General features: G+C 73.0%; 15 protein-coding genes. 9 read left to right on the top strand and 6 right to left on the bottom strand.

What is annotated here, in order from left to right:
• The first annotated feature begins 1 nt into the window (after position 1).
• Positions 2–949, top strand: a complete 948-nt coding sequence (gene ypfJ / locus AC0VX0_RS05450; RefSeq protein WP_044658937.1) for a KPN_02809 family neutral zinc metallopeptidase — start codon at positions 2–4, stop codon at positions 947–949.
• Between the two features lie 108 nt (positions 950–1057).
• Here ypfJ and AC0VX0_RS05445 read toward each other — a convergent pair whose 3' ends face one another.
• The 5 genes from AC0VX0_RS05445 to AC0VX0_RS05425 form a co-directional block, all read right to left on the bottom strand.
• Positions 1058–1384 carry a metal-sulfur cluster assembly factor gene (locus tag AC0VX0_RS05445; RefSeq protein ID WP_002855327.1) on the bottom strand — a complete coding sequence of 109 codons (327 nt, stop codon included), beginning with the start codon at positions 1382–1384 and terminating at the stop codon, positions 1058–1060.
• Position 1385: 1 nt separating this feature from the next.
• Complete coding sequence (gene sufC / locus AC0VX0_RS05440) at positions 1386–2150, bottom strand: Fe-S cluster assembly ATPase SufC (RefSeq protein WP_010078702.1); 765 nt, start codon at positions 2148–2150, stop codon at positions 1386–1388.
• A gap of 46 nt (positions 2151–2196) precedes the next feature.
• On the bottom strand, positions 2197–3435 hold the full coding sequence (gene sufD, locus AC0VX0_RS05435) for a Fe-S cluster assembly protein SufD (RefSeq protein ID WP_044658938.1): 1239 nt from the start codon (positions 3433–3435) through the stop codon (positions 2197–2199).
• A 1-nt stretch (position 3436) separates the two neighbouring features.
• Positions 3437–4909, bottom strand: coding sequence for a Fe-S cluster assembly protein SufB (gene sufB / locus AC0VX0_RS05430; RefSeq protein WP_036315257.1), 1473 nt, complete (start codon positions 4907–4909; stop codon positions 3437–3439).
• Positions 4910–4985: 76 nt separating this feature from the next.
• A complete protein-coding gene (locus tag AC0VX0_RS05425; RefSeq protein ID WP_223247562.1) occupies positions 4986–5678 on the bottom strand; it encodes a helix-turn-helix transcriptional regulator in 693 nt (230 codons plus the stop codon).
• 143 nt (positions 5679–5821) lie between these two features.
• On the opposite strand from AC0VX0_RS05425, the gene AC0VX0_RS05420 reads away from it, so the two are divergent.
• Genes AC0VX0_RS05420 through AC0VX0_RS05410 form a run of 3 tightly spaced genes read left to right on the top strand, consistent with a single transcriptional unit; the run spans position 5822 to position 8619 of the window.
• Positions 5822–6787, top strand: coding sequence for an ABC transporter ATP-binding protein (locus AC0VX0_RS05420; RefSeq protein ID WP_235281248.1), 966 nt, complete (start codon positions 5822–5824; stop codon positions 6785–6787).
• Positions 6784–7560, top strand: a complete 777-nt coding sequence (locus AC0VX0_RS05415) for an ABC transporter permease (protein ID WP_044658940.1) — start codon at positions 6784–6786, stop codon at positions 7558–7560. Before AC0VX0_RS05420 ends, AC0VX0_RS05415 begins: the two co-directional genes overlap by 4 nt.
• Before the next feature lie 42 nt (positions 7561–7602).
• On the top strand, positions 7603–8619 hold the full coding sequence (locus tag AC0VX0_RS05410) for a COX15/CtaA family protein (protein WP_044658941.1): 1017 nt from the start codon (positions 7603–7605) through the stop codon (positions 8617–8619).
• Positions 8620–8706: 87 nt separating this feature from the next.
• Here the strand turns inward: AC0VX0_RS05410 and AC0VX0_RS05405 are convergent, their stop codons facing one another.
• Positions 8707–9690 (bottom strand): heme o synthase, encoded by a 984-nt coding sequence (locus AC0VX0_RS05405; protein WP_044658942.1) that lies wholly within the window; start codon positions 9688–9690, stop codon positions 8707–8709.
• Between the two features lie 262 nt (positions 9691–9952).
• Here AC0VX0_RS05405 and tkt point away from each other — a divergent pair, with 262 nt between their 5' ends.
• The 5 genes from tkt to AC0VX0_RS05380 are packed head-to-tail and all read left to right on the top strand — an operon-like array spanning position 9953 to position 17454.
• A complete protein-coding gene (gene tkt, locus AC0VX0_RS05400) occupies positions 9953–12127 on the top strand; it encodes a transketolase (RefSeq protein WP_044658943.1) in 2175 nt (724 codons plus the stop codon).
• A gap of 60 nt (positions 12128–12187) precedes the next feature.
• Entirely contained in the window at positions 12188–13306 is a 1119-nt protein-coding gene (gene tal, locus AC0VX0_RS05395; RefSeq protein WP_044658944.1) for a transaldolase, read from the top strand.
• 56 nt (positions 13307–13362) lie between these two features.
• Positions 13363–14964 carry a glucose-6-phosphate isomerase gene (locus tag AC0VX0_RS05390; protein WP_044658945.1) on the top strand — a complete coding sequence of 534 codons (1602 nt, stop codon included), beginning with the start codon at positions 13363–13365 and terminating at the stop codon, positions 14962–14964.
• Positions 14954–16516, top strand: coding sequence for a glucose-6-phosphate dehydrogenase (zwf, locus tag AC0VX0_RS05385; protein WP_044658946.1), 1563 nt, complete (start codon positions 14954–14956; stop codon positions 16514–16516). Before AC0VX0_RS05390 ends, zwf begins: the two co-directional genes overlap by 11 nt.
• A complete protein-coding gene (locus AC0VX0_RS05380) occupies positions 16513–17454 on the top strand; it encodes a glucose-6-phosphate dehydrogenase assembly protein OpcA (protein WP_044658947.1) in 942 nt (313 codons plus the stop codon). Before zwf ends, AC0VX0_RS05380 begins: the two co-directional genes overlap by 4 nt.
• The last annotated feature ends 98 nt before the right edge of the window (positions 17455–17552 follow it).

The raw sequence follows: 17552 nt of genomic DNA, 5'->3' as shown, positions 1-17552 counted from the left end.
CATGAGCTTCAACGAGAACGTGCAGATCGACGCCGGCCGGGCCCGATCGGGCGGTGGCGGCGGGCTGGGGGGCCGGGGCATCGCCATCGGCGGTGGCGGCGGCCTGCTCGCGTTGCTGCTCGCGATCTTCGCCCCCGGGCTGGCCGAGCAGCTCGGGATCGACACGGGTGGCGGGTCCGTCGGCCAGAGCCAGTACCAGCAGCAGACGGGCTCGGGCGGCCAGAGCCAGCCCCTCTCGGACGAGGAGTGCGCCAGCGGTGCGGACGCCAACCAGAACACGGACTGCCGCGTCATCGCGACCACCGAGGCCGCGGACGAGTTCTGGGGCGAGTACCTCGCGCAGTTCTCGGACATCCAGTGGCGCCAGCCGCAGCTCACCCTGTTCCAGGGCGGTGTGAGCACCGGCTGCGGCAGCGCCTCCTCGGCCACGGGCCCGTTCTACTGCCCGGCGGACGAGTCCATGTACTTCGACACCGCGTTCTTCGCGACGCTGCAGACCGACTTCGGCGCCGAGGGCGGGCCGCTGGCGGAGGAGTACATCGTGGCGCACGAGTACGGCCACCACGTCCAGCAGGTCACCGGCTACCTGCAGCACTCCAGGGACGGGACCACTGGCCCGACCTCCGGCGCCGTGCGCGCGGAGCTGCAGGCCGACTGCTTCGCCGGCATGTGGGCCGGGCACGCCGCCTCCACCGTGGACCCCGAGTCCGGCGCGCCGTTCCTGAAGCCGATCTCGCAGGACCAGCTGCGCCAGGCCATCGACGCGGCCTCCGCCGTGGGCGATGACCGCATCCAGTCCACCCACACCGGTCGGGTGGACCCCGAGGCGTTCACGCACGGCACCTCTGAGCAGCGCATGGCCTGGTTCATGCGCGGCTACCAGAGCTCCCAGCAGGAGCCGGACATCCGTCAGTGCGACACGTTCCGGGCCTCCTCCCTGGACATCTGAGCCGCGAGCCCCGGGGTGCCTGCGGGCCCGTCCGCACTCCCCCACCACGACGGCGGCCCGTCACCTTCGCGCAGAAGGTGACGGGCCGCCGTCGTGGTCCGGGCCGGATCAGATGTTGAAGCCGAGGGCGCGCATCTGGTCGCGGCCGTCCTCGGTGATCCGCTCAGGGCCCCACGGGGGCATCCAGACCCAGTTCAGCCGCCACTCGTCCACCATGGTGCCGATCGCGCGGGAGACCTGGTCCTCGATCTCGTCCGTGAGCGGGCAGGCCGCGGTGGTCAGGGTCATGTCCACGAGCAGCGCGCCGTCGTCGGCGTAGTGCAGCCCGTAGAGCAGGCCCAGGTCCACGACGTTGACGCCCAGCTCCGGGTCGATCACGTCCTTGAGGGCCTCACGGATGTCCTCCGTGGGCGCCTGGTTCGTGGTCTCCGTCATCTCAGGCCCCCGCCGCGGCCTTCTCGAAGCGGGCGTAGCCCTCGGCCTCGAGCTGCTCGGCGAGCTCCGGGCCGCCGGACTCGGCCACGCGGCCGTCCACCAGCACGTGCACGTGGTCCGGCTTGATGTAGTTGAGGATCCGCGTGTAGTGGGTGATCAGCAGGGTGCCCATCTCGTTCTGCGCCTGGGCGCGGTTGACGCCCTCGGAGACGATGCGCAGCGCGTCGACGTCGAGGCCGGAGTCGGTCTCGTCGAGGATCGCGAACTTGGGCTTGAACAGCTCGAGCTGGAGGATCTCGGCGCGCTTCTTCTCGCCGCCGGAGAAGCCCTCGTTGACGTTGCGGTTCATGAACGCCGGGTCGATCTGCAGGGCCTCGAAGGCGCCCTTGACGTCCTTGGTCCAGGTGCGCAGCGAGGGGGCCTGGCCGTCGAGCGCGGTCTTGGCGGTGCGCAGGAAGTTGGTCATGGTGACGCCCGGGATCTCCACGGGGTACTGCATGGCCAGGAAGAGGCCGGCCTGCGCGCGCTCGTCGACGCTCATCTCCAGCACGTCCTCACCGTCGAGGGTGATGGAGCCGGAGGTGACCTCGTAGCGCGGGTGGCCGGCGATGGTCGAGGCCAGGGTGGACTTGCCGGAGCCGTTCGGGCCCATGATCGCGTGGGTCTCGCCCGTCTCGATGGTCAGGGAGAGGCCCTTCAGGATCTCCTTGGGGCCGTTCTCGGTCGCGATCTGCACGTGCAGGTCGGTGATCTGCAGGGTTGCCATGGTGGTTCTCCTCGGGTGGAAGGCGGTGGGGTCTGCGGGGCGTCGGTCAGAGCTGCGCGATGCGGAGCTCGTCCTCCATCACGGCGGTCAGCTCGTCCTCGACGTCGCCGACACCGATCTTCTGGATGATCTCGTTGAGGAAGCCGCGCACGATCAGGCGGCGGGCCTCGGTCTCGGGGATGCCGCGGGCCATCAGGTAGAACAGCTGGGTCTCGTCGAAGCGGCCGGTCGCGGACGCGTGGCCCGCACCCTCGATCACGCCGGTCTCGATCTCCAGGTTCGGCACCGAGTCCGCGCGTGCCCCGTCGGAGAGCAGCAGGTTCTGGTTCTTCTCGTACGTGTCCGTGCCCTCGGCCTCCTTGCGGATCAGCACGTCGCCCACCCACACGGTGCGCGCGTCCGTGCCCTGCAGGGCGCCCTTGTAGAGCACGTTCGAGACGCAGTCCGGCTGGTTGTGGTCCACGAACAGGCGGTTCTCGAGGTGCTGACCGGCGTCGGCGAAGTACAGGCCGTACATCTCGGCCTCGCCGCGCTCCGCGGCGAACCGCGCGGTCGGGGTCAGACGCACCACGCCGCCGCCGTAGGACACGGCCACGTGCTTGAAGTGCGCGTTCGTGGCGACCGAGGCCTGCTGGGCCGAGACGTGCACGGCATCGCCCTCCCAGGCCTGCAGTGCGACCACGTTCAGGCGGGCGTCGCGACGCACGTCGAACTCGATGTTCTGAGCCAGCACGGCGGTGCCGCGGTGGGCGATCACGACGTCGGCCTGCGCGTTCTCCTCCACGAGCACGGTCAGGTGCATCGCGGCCGGGTCGGCGGAGGAGCCGACGACGTCGATGCGCACCGGCTCGGCGACCTCGCCGGAGATCGTGACGACGGTGGCCTCGGAGACCGAGTTCCAGGCCGCGGCGGACACGCGGTCGTCCGGGGTCAGGACGGAGCCGACGCGGGCGTCGTCGCGGGCCACGGTCTCCACCGTGACGCCGGCCTGCTCGGCCACGGTCACGGCGGGCGCGGCACCGGTCAGGCGCGCGTCGTCGCCCTCGGGCAGGTGCAGCCCGCCCAGGCGCTTGAGCGGGGTGAAGCGCCAGTCCTCCTCGCGCCCCGTGAGCACGGGGAAGTCGGACAGCTCGAAGGAGCTGAGGCGATCGGCGCGCGAGCCCGCGGCGTTGCGCTCCCGGCCCCCGGCCCGGGCGGCCGGGTTCTGCGCGGCGGTGAGCTTCTCGCCCTCCTCGCCCATGCCCGGGATCATGGTCCGCTGGGTGTTCTCCACGGTGTCGGTCATGTCAGCCCACCGATCCTTCCATCTGCAGTTCGATCAGCTTGTTGAGCTCGAGCGCGTACTCCATGGGCAGCTCGCGGGCGATCGGCTCGATGAAGCCGCGCACGATCATGGCCATGGCCTCGTCCTCGGACATGCCACGGCTCATGAGGTAGAAGAGCTGCTCCTCGGACACCTTCGAGACGGTCGCCTCGTGGCCGAGGGTCACGTCGTCCTCGCGGATGTCGATGTACGGGTACGTGTCGGAGCGGGAGACCGTGTCGACGAGCAGGGCGTCGCACACCACCGAGTTGGCGGAGCCGTTCGCGCCCTCGGCGATCTGCACCAGGCCGCGGTAGGCGGCGCGGCCGCCGCTGCGGGCCACGGACTTGGACACGATCGAGGAGTTCGTGTGCGGGGCCATGTGCACCATCTTGGAGCCGGTGTCCTGGTGCTGGTCCTTGCCCGCGAACGCGACGGAGAGGGTCTCGCCGGTGGCGTGCTCGCCGGTCAGGTACACGGCCGGGTACTTCATGGTCACCTTGGAGCCGATGTTGCCGTCGATCCACTCCATGGTGCCGCCGGCCTCGACCACGGCGCGCTTGGTCACGAGGTTGTACACGTTCGTGGACCAGTTCTGGATGGTGGTGTAGCGCACGCGGGCGTTCTTCTTCACCACGATCTCGACGACGGCAGAGTGCAGCGAGTCGGACTGGTAGATCGGGGCGGTGCAGCCCTCGATGTAGTGCACGTACGAGTCCTCGTCCGCGATGATCAGCGTCCGCTCGAACTGGCCCATGTTCTCCGTGTTGATGCGGAAGTAGGCCTGCAGCGGGATCTCCACGTGCACGCCCTTGGGCACGTACACGAAGGAGCCGCCGGACCACACGGCCGTGTTCAGGGAGGCGAACTTGTTGTCGCCGACCGGGATCACGGTGCCGAAGTACTCCTCGAAGATCTCCGGGTGCTCCTTGAGCGCGGTGTCGGTGTCGAGGAACACGACGCCCTGCTCCTCCAGGTCCTCGCGGATCTGGTGGTAGACGACCTCGGACTCGTACTGGGCGGCGACGCCGGCCACGAGACGCTCGCGCTCGGCCTCGGGGATGCCCAGGCGCTCGTAGGTGTTGCGGATGTCCTCGGGCAGATCCTCCCAGGTCTTGGCCTGGCCCTCGGTGGAGCGCACGAAGTACTTGATGTTGTCGAAGTCGATGCCGGACAGGTCCGGGCCCCACGCCGGCATCGGCTTGCGCTCGAAGTACTTGAGGGCCTTCAGGCGCAGGTCGCGCATCCACTCCGGCTCGTCCTTCTTGCCGGAGATGTCGCGCACGACGTCCTCGTTCAGACCGCGGACGGCCTTCTCGCCGGCCGCGTCGGAGTCGGCCCAGCCGTACTGGTAGGCGCCGATGGCGTTGAGCTCGGGGTTCTTGTCGAGGATCTCCTGGATCACGCCGGGGTCGGCGGTCTCCGCGGAGTCCCGCTGGACGATCTGGTCGGTCATCTCAGCCTCTCTCACTAGTCACTGCGGTCGGGGTCGGTCGGGTGGTCGGCGGGAGCCGGGGCGTGGCCCGCGCGGCTCAGTCGCGGCCCAGCGGCACGTGTGTGGTGCACACGTGGGCGCCGGCGGCGAGGGTCGAGAGCCGGCGCACGTCCACCTCGAGCAGGCGGGCGAACAGCGCGGTCTCCTCTTCACAGAACTCCGGATGGCGCGCGGGAATTCCCTGGAACGGGCAGTGCCCCTGGCAGACCTGGTCCGCGCGGAGGGTGGGCGCCAGGCCCGCGCCGAAGTGGCGCAGCGTGCCGGCGTAGCCGGCCTCGTCGAGGACCCGCGCGAGGATCCGGGTGCGGTCCTGCAGCGCGGTCTCCCGGCCGTCGACGGCGGCCGTGAAGCGCTCCTCGATCTCGCGGAAGGCGTGGCGCGCGGTGCGGCGCACCTCCTCCTCCCCGCCGAGCTCCTCGAGGCGGGCCAGGGTGTCCAGGGCGACGGCGAGGTGGTCCTTGGGCAGGTGCTCCTGCGCGTGCGAGGTGACCACGTAGCGGCGGGAGGGCCGTCCCGCGCCGCGGGCCGCGGTGACCCGCTTGACCTCGACGAGCGAGTCCTCCTCGAGCGCGTCCAGATGGCGGCGCACGGCGGCCGCGGTCAGCTCCAGCTCGCGGCCGATCTCGGCCGCGCTCACGGGTCCACGCGTCAGGACCAGCTGCAGCACACGCTCGCGCGTGCCCTCGGCCGGGGCCGGAGCGGGGGGCGACGCAGACTGATCCGAATACACCACGCCATCATGACCTATTGATCTGGAACGGTTCAAGTGAGGCTCACCTGGCTTGATGACGCCCACGGCGGAACCCGCCGCAGGCCCGGGCACCCCCGGCCCCACGAGCCGGGGTCGCAGGGCCCGAGGACTAGACTGGCACAGTGCCCCGACCTCCCCTGACCCCGGATCCCGTGCCGCGCGACGAGCCCGTCCTGCGCCTGAGCGACGTCCACCGGAGCCTCGGCCGCGGCCGGTCCCGCACCCCCGTCCTGCGGGGCGTCGACCTCACTGCCCGTGCCGGCGCCGTCACGGTGCTGCTCGGCCCCAACGGGGCCGGCAAGTCCACCACCCTCGGCCTCTGCCACGGCATGGACCGGCCCGACGCCGGCACCGTGCGCGTGTTCGGCGCAGACCCGTGGCGGGCCTCCGCCGACCTGCGCGCCCGCATCGGCGTGATGTGGCAGGAGGGCGGCCTGCCGCCCGCGATCCCCGCCCGCCGCTTCGTCGGCCACGTGGCGTCCCTGTACCGCGACCCGCTGCCCGTCGAGCCGCTGCTGGAGCGCCTGCTGATCGCCGAGGTCGCCGGCCGCCCCCTGCGCCGCCTCTCCGGCGGCCAGCGCCAGCGCGTGGCGCTCGCGGCCGCCCTCGTCGGCCGGCCGGACATGCTGTTCCTCGACGAGCCCACCGCGGGCCTCGACCCGGAGACCCGGCCCGTCGTGCACGACGTCGTGCGGGAGCAGACCGACCGCGGCGCCGCCGTGCTGCTGACCACGCACCTGCTCGACGACGCCGAGCGGCTCGCGGACGACGTCGCCATCCTGCGCGCCGGCCGCGTGGTGCGCTCCGGCTCGCTGGCCGAGCTCACGCGCGTGGCCGAGGGCGACGTCGTCGACGTGGACTTCGGCGACGCCTCCCCCGACGCCGTCCGTGCCTGGGCCGACACCCTGCCCGCGCCGCTGCGCGCGGCCGGCCTCGGCGAGTCCGCCCGCCTGCGCGTGGCCGGCGTCCGCGGCCCGGACGACCTGGCCGTCCTCGCGGCGAGCTGGCGGGAGCACGCCCTGATGCCCACCCGATTCGAGCGCGCCGGACTGCGCCTCGAGCAGATCCTCCGGGAGACCGCCGCATGAGCACGCCCGTCGTCGACCACCGGACCCCGGCCGGCACCGGAGCCCACGCCGGCGCCGCCCCGCTGGCCGCCCGCGTCCTGCGTCAGGCCGGCTACGAGACCGGCACCGCGCTGCGCAACGGCGAGCAGCTGCTCGTCACCGTGGTGCTGCCCCTGCTCGCGCTCGTGGGCGTGCACGTCACCGGCCTGCTGGACACCCCCGGCCGCTCGGGCCTGGACGTGGCCGTGCCCGGCGTGCTCGCCCTGGCCGTGATCAGCTCCGCGTTCACGGCCACCGCGATCGCCACGGGCTTCGAGCGTCGCTACGACGTGCTCGCCGCCCTGGCCACCACCCCGCTGGGCACGCTCGGCCTCGTCGCCGGCAAGGCCCTGGCGGTGGTGGCCCTCCTGCTGGTGCAGGTGAGCGTGATCGGCGGCGTCGGCCTGGCGCTCGGCTGGCGTCCGGACCCCGAGGGGATCCTGCCGGCCCTCGTCGCCCTCGCGCTGGGGGCCGCCGCCTTCACGGCCCTCGGGCTGCTGCTCGCCGGCACGGCCCGGCCGGAGGCGACCCTCGCCGTCGCCAACCTGCTGTGGGTGCTGTTCGGCGCCGTCGGCGGCACGGTGTTCCCCGCGCGGGTGCCCGGCGTGGACCTGCTCCCCTCCGGCGCGCTGGGCACGGCCCTGCGGGCCGCCCTCCTGGACGGGGCCTGGTCGCCCGTCCCCCTGCTCGTGCTCACCCTGTGGGGCGCCGTGGCCGTCGCGGCCGCGCTCCGCTGGTTCCGCTGGCGGCCCTGAGCCGTTCCCCGTCCCCCTGCATCGAACGATCGGAAGGACACCGTGTCCACCACCACCCCCGCGGCCGGGACCGCCCCGGCCGGGCTCGCCGCCCGCCTGCCGCAGCGCCTCACGAAGGCCACCATGGCCCTCGCCGTGGCGTCCCTGGCGTCCGAGATCGGCATCATCGTCACCGGCGGCGCCGTGCGCCTCACCGGCTCCGGCCTGGGCTGCCCCACGTGGCCCAAGTGCTCACCCGAGTCCCTCACCAACACCCCGGAGATGGGCATCCACGGCTACATCGAATTCGGCAACCGGACGCTGACGTTCGTCCTGGTGGTCATCGCCGCCGCCATGTTCCTGTCCCTGTGGAACCTGCGCGGCACCCACCGGAGCCCCTTCTGGCTCTCCGTGGGCCTGCTGGCCGGCATCCCCGCGCAGGCCCTCGTGGGCGGCGTCGTGGTCCTGACGCATCTGAACCCGTGGTGGGTGGCCGGTCACTTCATCGTGTCCTCGATCATGGTCGCCGTGGCGACCCTGCTCGTGGTGCGCATCGCCGCCGAGCGCCGCGCCGGCCGGGCGGGCGTGCCCCTCGTGGACGGCGCCACCACCGTCCGGTCCCGTGCCGCCGCCTGGGCGGCGTTCGCGCTGACGTGGGCCGCCGTGTACCTGGGCACCGTGGTGACCGGCACGGGCCCGCACTCCGGCGACCCCGGCTCGCCGCGCCACGAGTTCGACCCGCTGCTGGTCACCCGGGTCCACGTGGTCCCGGTGTACCTGCTCCTGGCGGCCGCCCTCGTCCTGTTCTTCACGGTGCGCCGCGCGGCCGGCGCCTCCCGCCTGCAGCGCGCCGCCGTGCTGCGGCTCCTGCTCGCCCTCGTGTTCCAGGCCGTCGTGGGCTACACCCAGCACTTCACGGGCCTGCCGATCGGCGTGGTCCTGCTGCACATGCTCGGCTCTGCCCTGCTCGTGGCCGCCGCGACGGAGACCTGGGACCGGCAGGTCGCCCGCTACGTCACGGCCGGCCCGGGCGCCGCGGTCGAGGCCGCCGCGCCCGCGCGCACCGTCCTCGCGGGCTGACGCCCCGCGCACGCGAACGGCCCCGCACCGGCAGGTGCGGGGCCGTCGTCGTCTGCGTCCCGGGGAGCGCCCGGGGCGGACCAGCGCTCAGGCGCCGAAGTGCATCAGCGGCGCGCCCACGAACGGGTCCACGGCCAGGGCGATGAACAGCAGCGTCAGGTAGGTGATGGAGAGGTGGAAGACCTTCATGGCCTTGCGGTCCTCGAAGTCCTCGCGCTGGGCCTGCACCTGCAGCACGTGGGACTCCCAGATGAACCAGCCTCCGACGACGAAAGCGACCGCGGTGTAGACGATGCCGGCCCAGCCCATCGGCACGAGCAGGAGGGAGCACGCCACGGTGGCCCACGCGTAGAGCACGACCTGGTTGGAGACGTGGCGCGCGGAGGCGATGGCGCCGAGCATCGGCACGTCGGCCTGCTGGTAGTCGCGCTTGTACTTCATGGACAGCGGCCAGTAGTGCGGGGGCGTCCACAGGAAGACCACGAGGAACAGCACGATGGCCGGCCACTCGACGGTCCCGCGCACGGCCGCCCAGCCGATCAGCACGGGGAAGCAGCCGGCTATGCCGCCCCACACGATGTTCTGCTCCGTGCGGCGCTTGAGCACGAGCGAGTACACGACCACGTAGAAGAAGATGGCGGCCACGCCCAGGCCGGCCGCCAGCCAGTTGGCGCCGAACCCGAGGATCAGGATGGACACGACCGTCTGCACCCACGCGAACACGAGGGCCTCGCGGGGGGTGACCTCGCCGGTGACGAGCGGCCGGTTCTCGGTGCGCTTCATGACCCGGTCGATGTCGCGGTCGATGTAGCAGTTGAAGGTGCCGGAGGCGCCGGCGGCGAGCGCACCGCCGACGAGCGTGGCGATCATGGTGAGCACGTCCGGGAAGCCGCGCTGCGCGAATATCATGGTCGGCAGCGTGGTCACCAGCAGCAGCTCGATCACCCGGGGCTTCGTCAGCTCGACGTACGCCCGGACCTTGCGGCGCAGGGGCAGCGGGGACCGGTCGACGACGCCGGGCTCGGCGGCGGCGACGCGGGCGGCGGACGGCGACTCCAGGGAGGATGACATCTGCTTCTCACGGTGAGGGGACGGTGGGCGTGCCCGTCCCGGGGTTCGGATCGGCCACTCGGGCGGTCCGCCTGCGGGCAGGCCTTGACCCAGTCTACTCGTGTCAACGGCTGTTCGCCCGGGGGCGAACCATGTCATGGGGCGCCCGGTCGGGCCCGCCCCGCCGTCGCGCGGCTAGGCTGGGACGACGGCCCCGCGCCGCGACGCCCCGGCGTCGGCCGGGGCCGCACCCCGACGCTCCCGATCCGCCAGGAGAGAACCCGTGACCGACGCCGCGCAGCCGTCCACCCCCCCGACCCTGGACCGGGTGGCCCCGGCCCGCGGGTTCGTCTACTCGGAGCAGGACCGCCGGATGGTGGACACGCTCAAGGCGCTCTCGGCGGACGCCGTGGAGAAGGCCGGGCACGGCCACCCCGGCACCGCGATCTCGCTGGCCCCCGTGGCGTGGCAGCTGTACCAGAACGTCATGCACCTGGACCCCACGGACGACCGCTGGGAGGGCCGGGACCGCTTCATCCTCTCCGCGGGCCACGCCTCGCTCATCCAGTACCTGCAGCTGTTCGCCGCGGGCGCCGGGCTCGAGATCGAGGACATCCAGGCGCTGCGCACCGAGGGATCCAGGACCCCGGGCCATCCGGAGTACGGCCACACCCACGGCGTCGAGGTGACCACGGGTCCGCTGGGCCAGGGCCTGGCGATGGGCGTCGGCTTCGCGTACGGGCAGCGCCGCGTGCGCGGGCTGATGGACCCCGACGCCGCCCCCGGCACCTCCCCGTTCGACCACCACGTGTTCGTGCTCGCCTCCGACGGGGACATCCAGGAGGGCGTCGCCGCCGAGGCCTCCTCGCTGGCCGGGCACCAGGAGCTCGGGAACCTGGTGGTCGTCTACGACGCGAACCGCATCTCGATCGAGGACGACACGGACGTCGCGTTCACCGAGGACGTGGTGCGCCGCTACGAGGCCTACGGCTGGCACGTGCAGGAGGTCGACTGGACCAACGGCGCCCAGGGCCACGCCGTGACCGAGTACACGGAGGACGTGGAGGCCCTGTACGACGCCCTCGTGGCGGCCAAGGCCGAGACCGGCCGGCCCTCGCTGATCAAGCTGCGCACCGTGATCGGCTGGCCCTCCCCCACGAAGCAGAACACCGGCGGCATCCACGGCTCCAAGCTCGGCACGGACGAGGTCGCCGGCCTCAAGGAGGGCCTCGGGCTGGACCCGACCACGACCTTCGACGTGGACCCCGAGCTCCTGGCCGGCGCCCGGTCCATCACCGAGCGCTCGGCCGAGTACCGCCGCGGATGGGAGGCGGCGTTCCAGGCCTGGCGCGAGGCCCACCCGGAGAACGCGCGCCTGTACGACCGACTGGCCGGACGAGAGCTGCCCGTCGGCTTCGCGGACGCGTTCCCGTCCTGGGACGCGGACGAGAAGGGCATGGCCACGCGCGCGGCCTCCGGTGAGGTGCTCACGGCCCTCGCGCCGGTCATGCCCGAGCTCTGGGGCGGCTCGGCCGACCTCGCCGGGTCGAACAACACGACCATGAAGGGCGAGCCCTCCTTCATCCCGGCCCGCCGCTCCACGGCGACCTGGCAGGGCGACGAGCACGGCCGCACCCTGCACTTCGGCATCCGCGAGTTCGCGGCCGGGGCGATCGTCAACGGCATCACGATCGGCGGCCTGACCCGTGCCTACATGGGCACGTTCCTGACGTTCTCCGACTACATGCGCCCCGCCGTCCGCCTGGCCGCCCTCATGGGCACCCCGAGCACGTACGTGTGGACGCACGACTCCATCGGCCTCGGCGAGGACGGCCCCACGCACCAGCCGGTGGAGCACCTGGCCGCACTGCGGGCCATCCCCGGGCTCGACGTCGTCCGCCCAGCCGACGCGAACGAGACCGCGTGGGCGTGGCGGACGGTGCTCGAGCACCGGGACCGCCCGGCCGGACTCATCCTGTCCCGGCAGAACCTGCCCGTGCTCCCCCGGGGCACGGACGGCTTCGCCCCCGCCTCGGGCGTGGCACGCGGCGCCTACGTCCTCGTCGACGCCACGGATGCCGACGGCGCGCCGACGCCGGCCCGCGCGCTGCTGATCGCGACCGGCTCAGAGGTCTCCGTGGCCGTGCGGGCCCGCGAGCTGCTGCAGGCCGACGGCGTCCCGACCCGCGTCGTCTCCGCCCCGTGCCTCGAGTGGTTCGCCGAGCAGGACGCGGCCTACCGGGCCGAGGTCCTGCCCGACGGCCCCGACGCCCCGGTCCGCGTCTCCGTCGAGGCCGGCGTCGCGATGCCGTGGTTCGAGCACACGGTGACGGCCTCCTCCCCGGGCGCCCGCGTGAGCCTCGAGCACTACGGCGAGTCGGCCGACGGCACCCGCCTGATGGAGAAGTACGGATTCACCGGTGAGCACGTCGCCGAGGTGACCCGCGGCCTCCTCTGAGGCCCGGCGCCCCCGACGCCCCGAGCACGTCCACCCCCGAAGGGAAGGCACCCGCAGACCATGAGCACCCCGCAGAACCCGAACACCGCCGCGCTGGCCCAGGCCGGTGTGTCGATCTGGCTCGACGACCTCTCCCGCACGCGGCTGGACGAGGGCACGCTCGAGAAGCTGATCGCCACCCGCTCGGTCACCGGCGTCACCACGAACCCGTCCATCTTCGCCGTCGCCCTCGCGGACGCGGGCGCCTACCAGGGCCAGCTGCGCGACCTCGCCGCGGCCGGCGCCTCGGTGGACGAGGCCGTCGTCGCCCTGACGACCGAGGACGTGCGCCGCGCCGCCGACGTGCTCGCACCCGTCCACGAGCGCACCGGCGGGGCGGACGGGTTCGTCTCCCTCGAGGTCGATCCGCGCCTGGCCCGCGACGCCGCCGGCACCGTGGCCCAGGCCCGCGAGCTGGCGGCGGCAATCGACCGGCCCAACCTCATGGTGAAGATCCCCGCGACCGTGGAGGGCCTGTCCGCCATCGCGGACGTGCTCGGCGCGGGCATCAGCGTGAACGTGACCCTGATCTTCTCCCTGCCCCGCTACCGCCGGGTGCTCAACGCCTGGCTCACCGGCCTGGAGAAGGCCCGGGCGAACGGGCACGACGTCCGCCGCCTCCACTCGGTGGCCTCCTTCTTCGTCTCCCGTGTGGACACGGAGGTCGACGCGCGGCTGCGCGCGATCGGCACCCCCGAGGCCGAGGCGCTGACCGGCCGGGCCGCCGTCGCCAACGCGCGCCTGGCCTACCGAGCCTTCGAGCAGGCCCTGGACTCGGAGCGCTGGCGCCTGCTCGAGGCGGCCGGCGCCCCCGTGCAGCGGCCCCTGTGGGCCTCCACCGGCGTCAAGGACCCCGCCCTGCCGGACACGCTGTACGTCACCGAACTCGTGGCACCGCACACCGTGACCACCCTGCCGGAGAAGACCCTCGAGGCGGTCGCCGACCACGGGGTGATTGCGGCGGACACCGTCACGGGCGCCTACGCCGAGGCCGATGCCCTGCTCGACGCGGTCGGCGCGGCAGGCGTGTCCTACCAGGACGTCGTGGACGTGCTGGAGACTGAGGGCCTGGAGAAGTTCGAGGCCGCGTGGGACGAGCTGCTCGGCTCGGTCCGCTCCGGGCTCGACGCCCATCGCTGACCGCACCCGCCCCCCGACCCCGCCGCCCGCTCGCCACGCGCACGGAAGGACCCCCCATGAGCACCCTCGGCCTCACCGCCACCGGAGCCGCCCTCGAGGCGATCGACCGCCATCTGCCCGCCCTCCTCCAGGACCGCGTCGCCTCCCGCCTCGGGGCGCAGGACGCCGACCTGTGGGGGGCGCCGGCCCGCGACGAGGCCGCCAAGCGGCTCGGCTGGATCGACCTGTTCGAGGACTCCCGCGCCCTCGTCCCGCACATCGCCCAGCTGACCCGGGAGCTGCGCGCCGAGGGCGTGGACCGCGTGGTCCTGGCGGGCATGGGCGGCTCGTCCCTGGCCCCCGAGGTGATCGCGGCGACGGCCGGCGTCGAGCTCGAGGTCCTGGACTCCACGGACCCGCTCCAGGTCTCCCGCGCCCTCGAGCGCGACCTCGAGCGAACCGTGCTGGTGGTCTCCTCCAAGTCCGGCTCCACCGTGGAGACCGACTCGCAGCGCCGCGTCGTCGAGGCCGCGTTCCGCGACGCCGGGATCGACCCCCGCACCCGCCTGGTCGCCGTCACGGACCCGGGCTCACCGCTGCACGCCGCGTGCGAGTCCGCCGGCTGGCGCGCCGTCTTCACCGCGGACCCGACCGTGGGCGGGCGTTTCTCGGCCCTCACCGCGTTCGGCCTGGTCCCCACCGGCCTGGCCGGCGTGGACGTCGCGGCCCTGCTGGACGACGCGGAGGCCGTGCTCGACCTGCTGATCGCCGACGACGAGGACAACCCGGGCCTGCAGCTCGGCGCGGCCCTGGGCGGCACCCGCCCGCTGCGCGACAAGCTCGTCTTCGCCGACCACGGGTCCGGCATCGCCGGACTGCCGGCCTGGATCGAGCAGCTGATCGCCGAGTCCACGGGCAAGCACGGCACCGGGCTGCTGCCCGTCGTCGTCGCCCCCGGCGACCCCGAGACCGCGTGGGACGCCCCCGACCTGCTGCAGGTACAGCTCGTCGGCGAGGACGACGTCGCGGCCCCGGGCCACGGCGTGCAGGTCGCCGGCTCGCTCGGCGCCCAGCTGCTGCTGTGGGAGGTGGCCACCGCGGTGGCCGGTCGCCTGCTCGGGATCAACCCCTTCGACCAGCCGGACGTGGAGGCCGCCAAGGCCGCCGCGCGCACCCTGCTGGACAGCCCTGCCGCCGAGCGGACGGCCGACGGTGAGGTGGAGGGCGTCGAGGTCTCCGGCCCGGCGTCCGTGACCTCTGCCCCGGACCTGGCCGGCGTGCTGCGCGCCACGGCGGCGCTGGTGCCCGAGGACGGCTACCTGGCGGTCCACGCCTACCTCTCCCGTCACGACGACGCCGAGCTCGAGGAGCTGCGCGCGGACCTGGCAGAGCTGGTCGGCCGCCCGGTCACGTTCGGCTGGGGTCCGCGGTTCCTGCACTCCACCGGACAGTTCCACAAGGGCGGCCCGGCCGTCGGCGTGTTCCTCCAGATCACGGGCGACGCCGGCCTGGACCTCGAGGTGCCCGGACGCCCGTTCTCCCTGGGCAGGCTCATCGCCGCGCAGGCCGCGGGCGACGCCCGGGTGCTGGGCGATCTCGGCCGCCCCGTGGTCACCCTGCACCTGCGCCGCCGCGACGCGGGCATCGAGGCCCTGAGGAACGCCGTCCGTGGCCGGTGAGTCCCGGACCGTCCCCCGCAACCCGCTGCGCGACCCCCGTGACCGGCGCCTGACCCGCATCGCGGGTCCGTCGGCCCTCGTGCTGTTCGGCGTGACGGGCGACCTGGCGAAGAAGAAGCTCCTGCCGGCCATGTACGACCTGGCCCAGCGCGGCCTGCTGCCGCCGGCGTTCTCCCTCGTCGGCTTCGGCCGCCGCGACTGGTCCGACGAGGAGTTCGCCGACTACGTGCGTGCCGCCGTGGAGGCCTCCTCCCGAACCACCTTCGACGAGACCGTGTGGGACCAGTTCCGGGGCGGCCTGCGCTTCGTCTCCGGCGCGTTCGACGACGAGGCGGCCTATGTCCGTCTCGACGAGGTGCTCGCCGAGCTCGAGACCTCACGCGGCACGCGCGGGAACACGGCGTTCTACCTCTCCATCCCGCCGGACTGGTTCGAGGCCGTCTCCCACCACCTGGCCGACCAGGGCCTGGCCGACCGGTCCCAGCCGGCCGACGGCCCGTGGCGCCGCGTGGTCATCGAGAAGCCCTTCGGCCACGACCTGGCCAGCGCGCAGGAGCTCAACGCCGTGATCGAGCGCGTCTTCCCCTCGGACGCCGTGTTCCGCATCGACCACTACCTCGGCAAGGAGACGGTGCAGAACATCCTCGCGTTCCGGTTCGCCAACCGGATGTTCGAGCCGCTCTGGAACGCGGAGCACGTGGACCACGTCCAGATCACGATGGCCGAGGACATCGGCATCGGCGGACGGGCGAGCTACTACGACGGCGTGGGCGCGGCCCGCGACGTCATTCAGAACCACCTCCTGCAGCTGCTCGCGTTCACGGCGATGGAGGAGCCGATCTCGTTCGACGCGGACCACCTGCGCGCGGAGAAGGAGAAGGTCCTCGAAGCCGTGACCGTCCCGGACACGCCCGAGGGACTCGCGGGGGCCTCCGCCCGCGGCCAGTACACCTCCGGCTGGCAGGGCGGCGAGCAGGTCACGGGCTTCCTCGACGAGGAGGGCTTCAACCCGGCGTCCGTCACGGAGACGTACGCCGCGCTCAAGGTGGGCATCCGCACGCGCCGTTGGCAGGGCGTCCCGTTCTACCTGCGGGCCGGCAAGCGCCTCGGCCGGCGGGTGACGGAGATCGCCGTCGTCTTCAAGAAGCCCCCGCACCTGCTGTTCCCCGTCCACGACGGGGACGAGTTCGGGCAGAACGTCATCGTCATCCGGGTGCAGCCGGACGAGGGCGTCACCATCCGCTTCGCGTCCAAGGTGCCCGGCACGCAGACCGAAATCCGCGACGTCACGATGGACTTCGGCTACGGCCACGCCTTCACCGAGGACTCCCCCGAGGCGTACGAACGGCTCATCCTCGACGTACTCCTCGGGGAGCCGCCGCTGTTCCCGCGTCAGGCCGAGGTGGAGCTGTCCTGGCGGATCGTGGACCCGTTCGAGGAGCACTGGGCGAGCCTGGGCACCCAGCCCGAGCCCTACGCCCCGGGCACGTGGGGCCCGCCCTCGGCCGACGCCCTCATGGCCCGCGACGGACGAAGCTGGAGGCGCCCGTGAAGATCCGCATGCAGGACACCACCACCTCCCAGGTGGCCAAGCGCATCACGCAGCTGCGCGAGAAGAGCGGGGTCGTGACCCTCGGCCGCGTCCTCACGCTCGTGATCAGCACGGACGACGCCGGCATCGAGTCCGCCGTCCAGGCCGCCAACGCGGCCTCGTTGGAGCACCCGTGCCGCATCATCGTCCTGGCCCTGGGCGACCCTGCGGCACCCACCCGCCTGGACGCCGAGATCCGGGTCGGCGGCGACGCCGGCGCCTCCGACGTCGTGGTGCTGTGGTGCGCCGGGGAGAACGCCCACGCCGATGAGTCGCTCGTCTCCGGGCTGCTCCTGCCCGATGCGCCCATCGTCGCGTGGTGGCCCGGGGTGCCGCCCGAGGTCCCCTCGGCGACGGCGCTCGGTCGCCTGGCCCACCGCCGGATCACGGACACGGCATCGGCGTCCGCGGCCGAGCCCGCCCTGTGGGCTCTGCGCGCGGGCCACCATGAGGGCGACACCGACCTGGCCTGGACGCGCCTGACGCTGTGGCGGATCCAGGTGGCCGGGATCTTCGACACGCTCGACGTGGCCACCCTGCGCTCGGTGACGGTGGACGGGGCGCCGGACTCCCCCAGCACCATGCTGCTCGCGGCGTGGCTCACCCTGACCCTGAAGGTGCCCGTGACGATCGCGCACTCGAAGGTCGGCCACGGGATCCGTGCGGTGCGCCTGCGGTGCACGGACGGGGACGTGGTGCTCTCCCGCTCGCAGTCGCAGGTGGCCCGGCTCTATCAGCAGGGCCGGCCGGTGCAGCGCATCTCCCTGCCACGCCGGACGATCCAGGACTGCCTGGCCGAGGAGCTGCGCCGCCTGGACCCGGACGAGGTCTTCGGCGCCGTGCTCCACCAGGGCCTGCCGCGCACGGACCTCTCCCCCGTGCAGGCCTCCGAACGCTGAGGGGCCCCCGGCGCCCCACCGGTGTCAAGGGCCATTGAGTTCTGCCCATAGGCGGCCAGTGTTTCTTCCCGCTGGTGGCCATCAGAACTGCCCACTGG

It is taken from the genome of Micrococcus sp. iso_26 (assembly GCF_056172975.1).
Note: the sequence above shows the minus strand (reverse complement) of the source record. Positions and strands in the feature narration are given on the sequence as shown.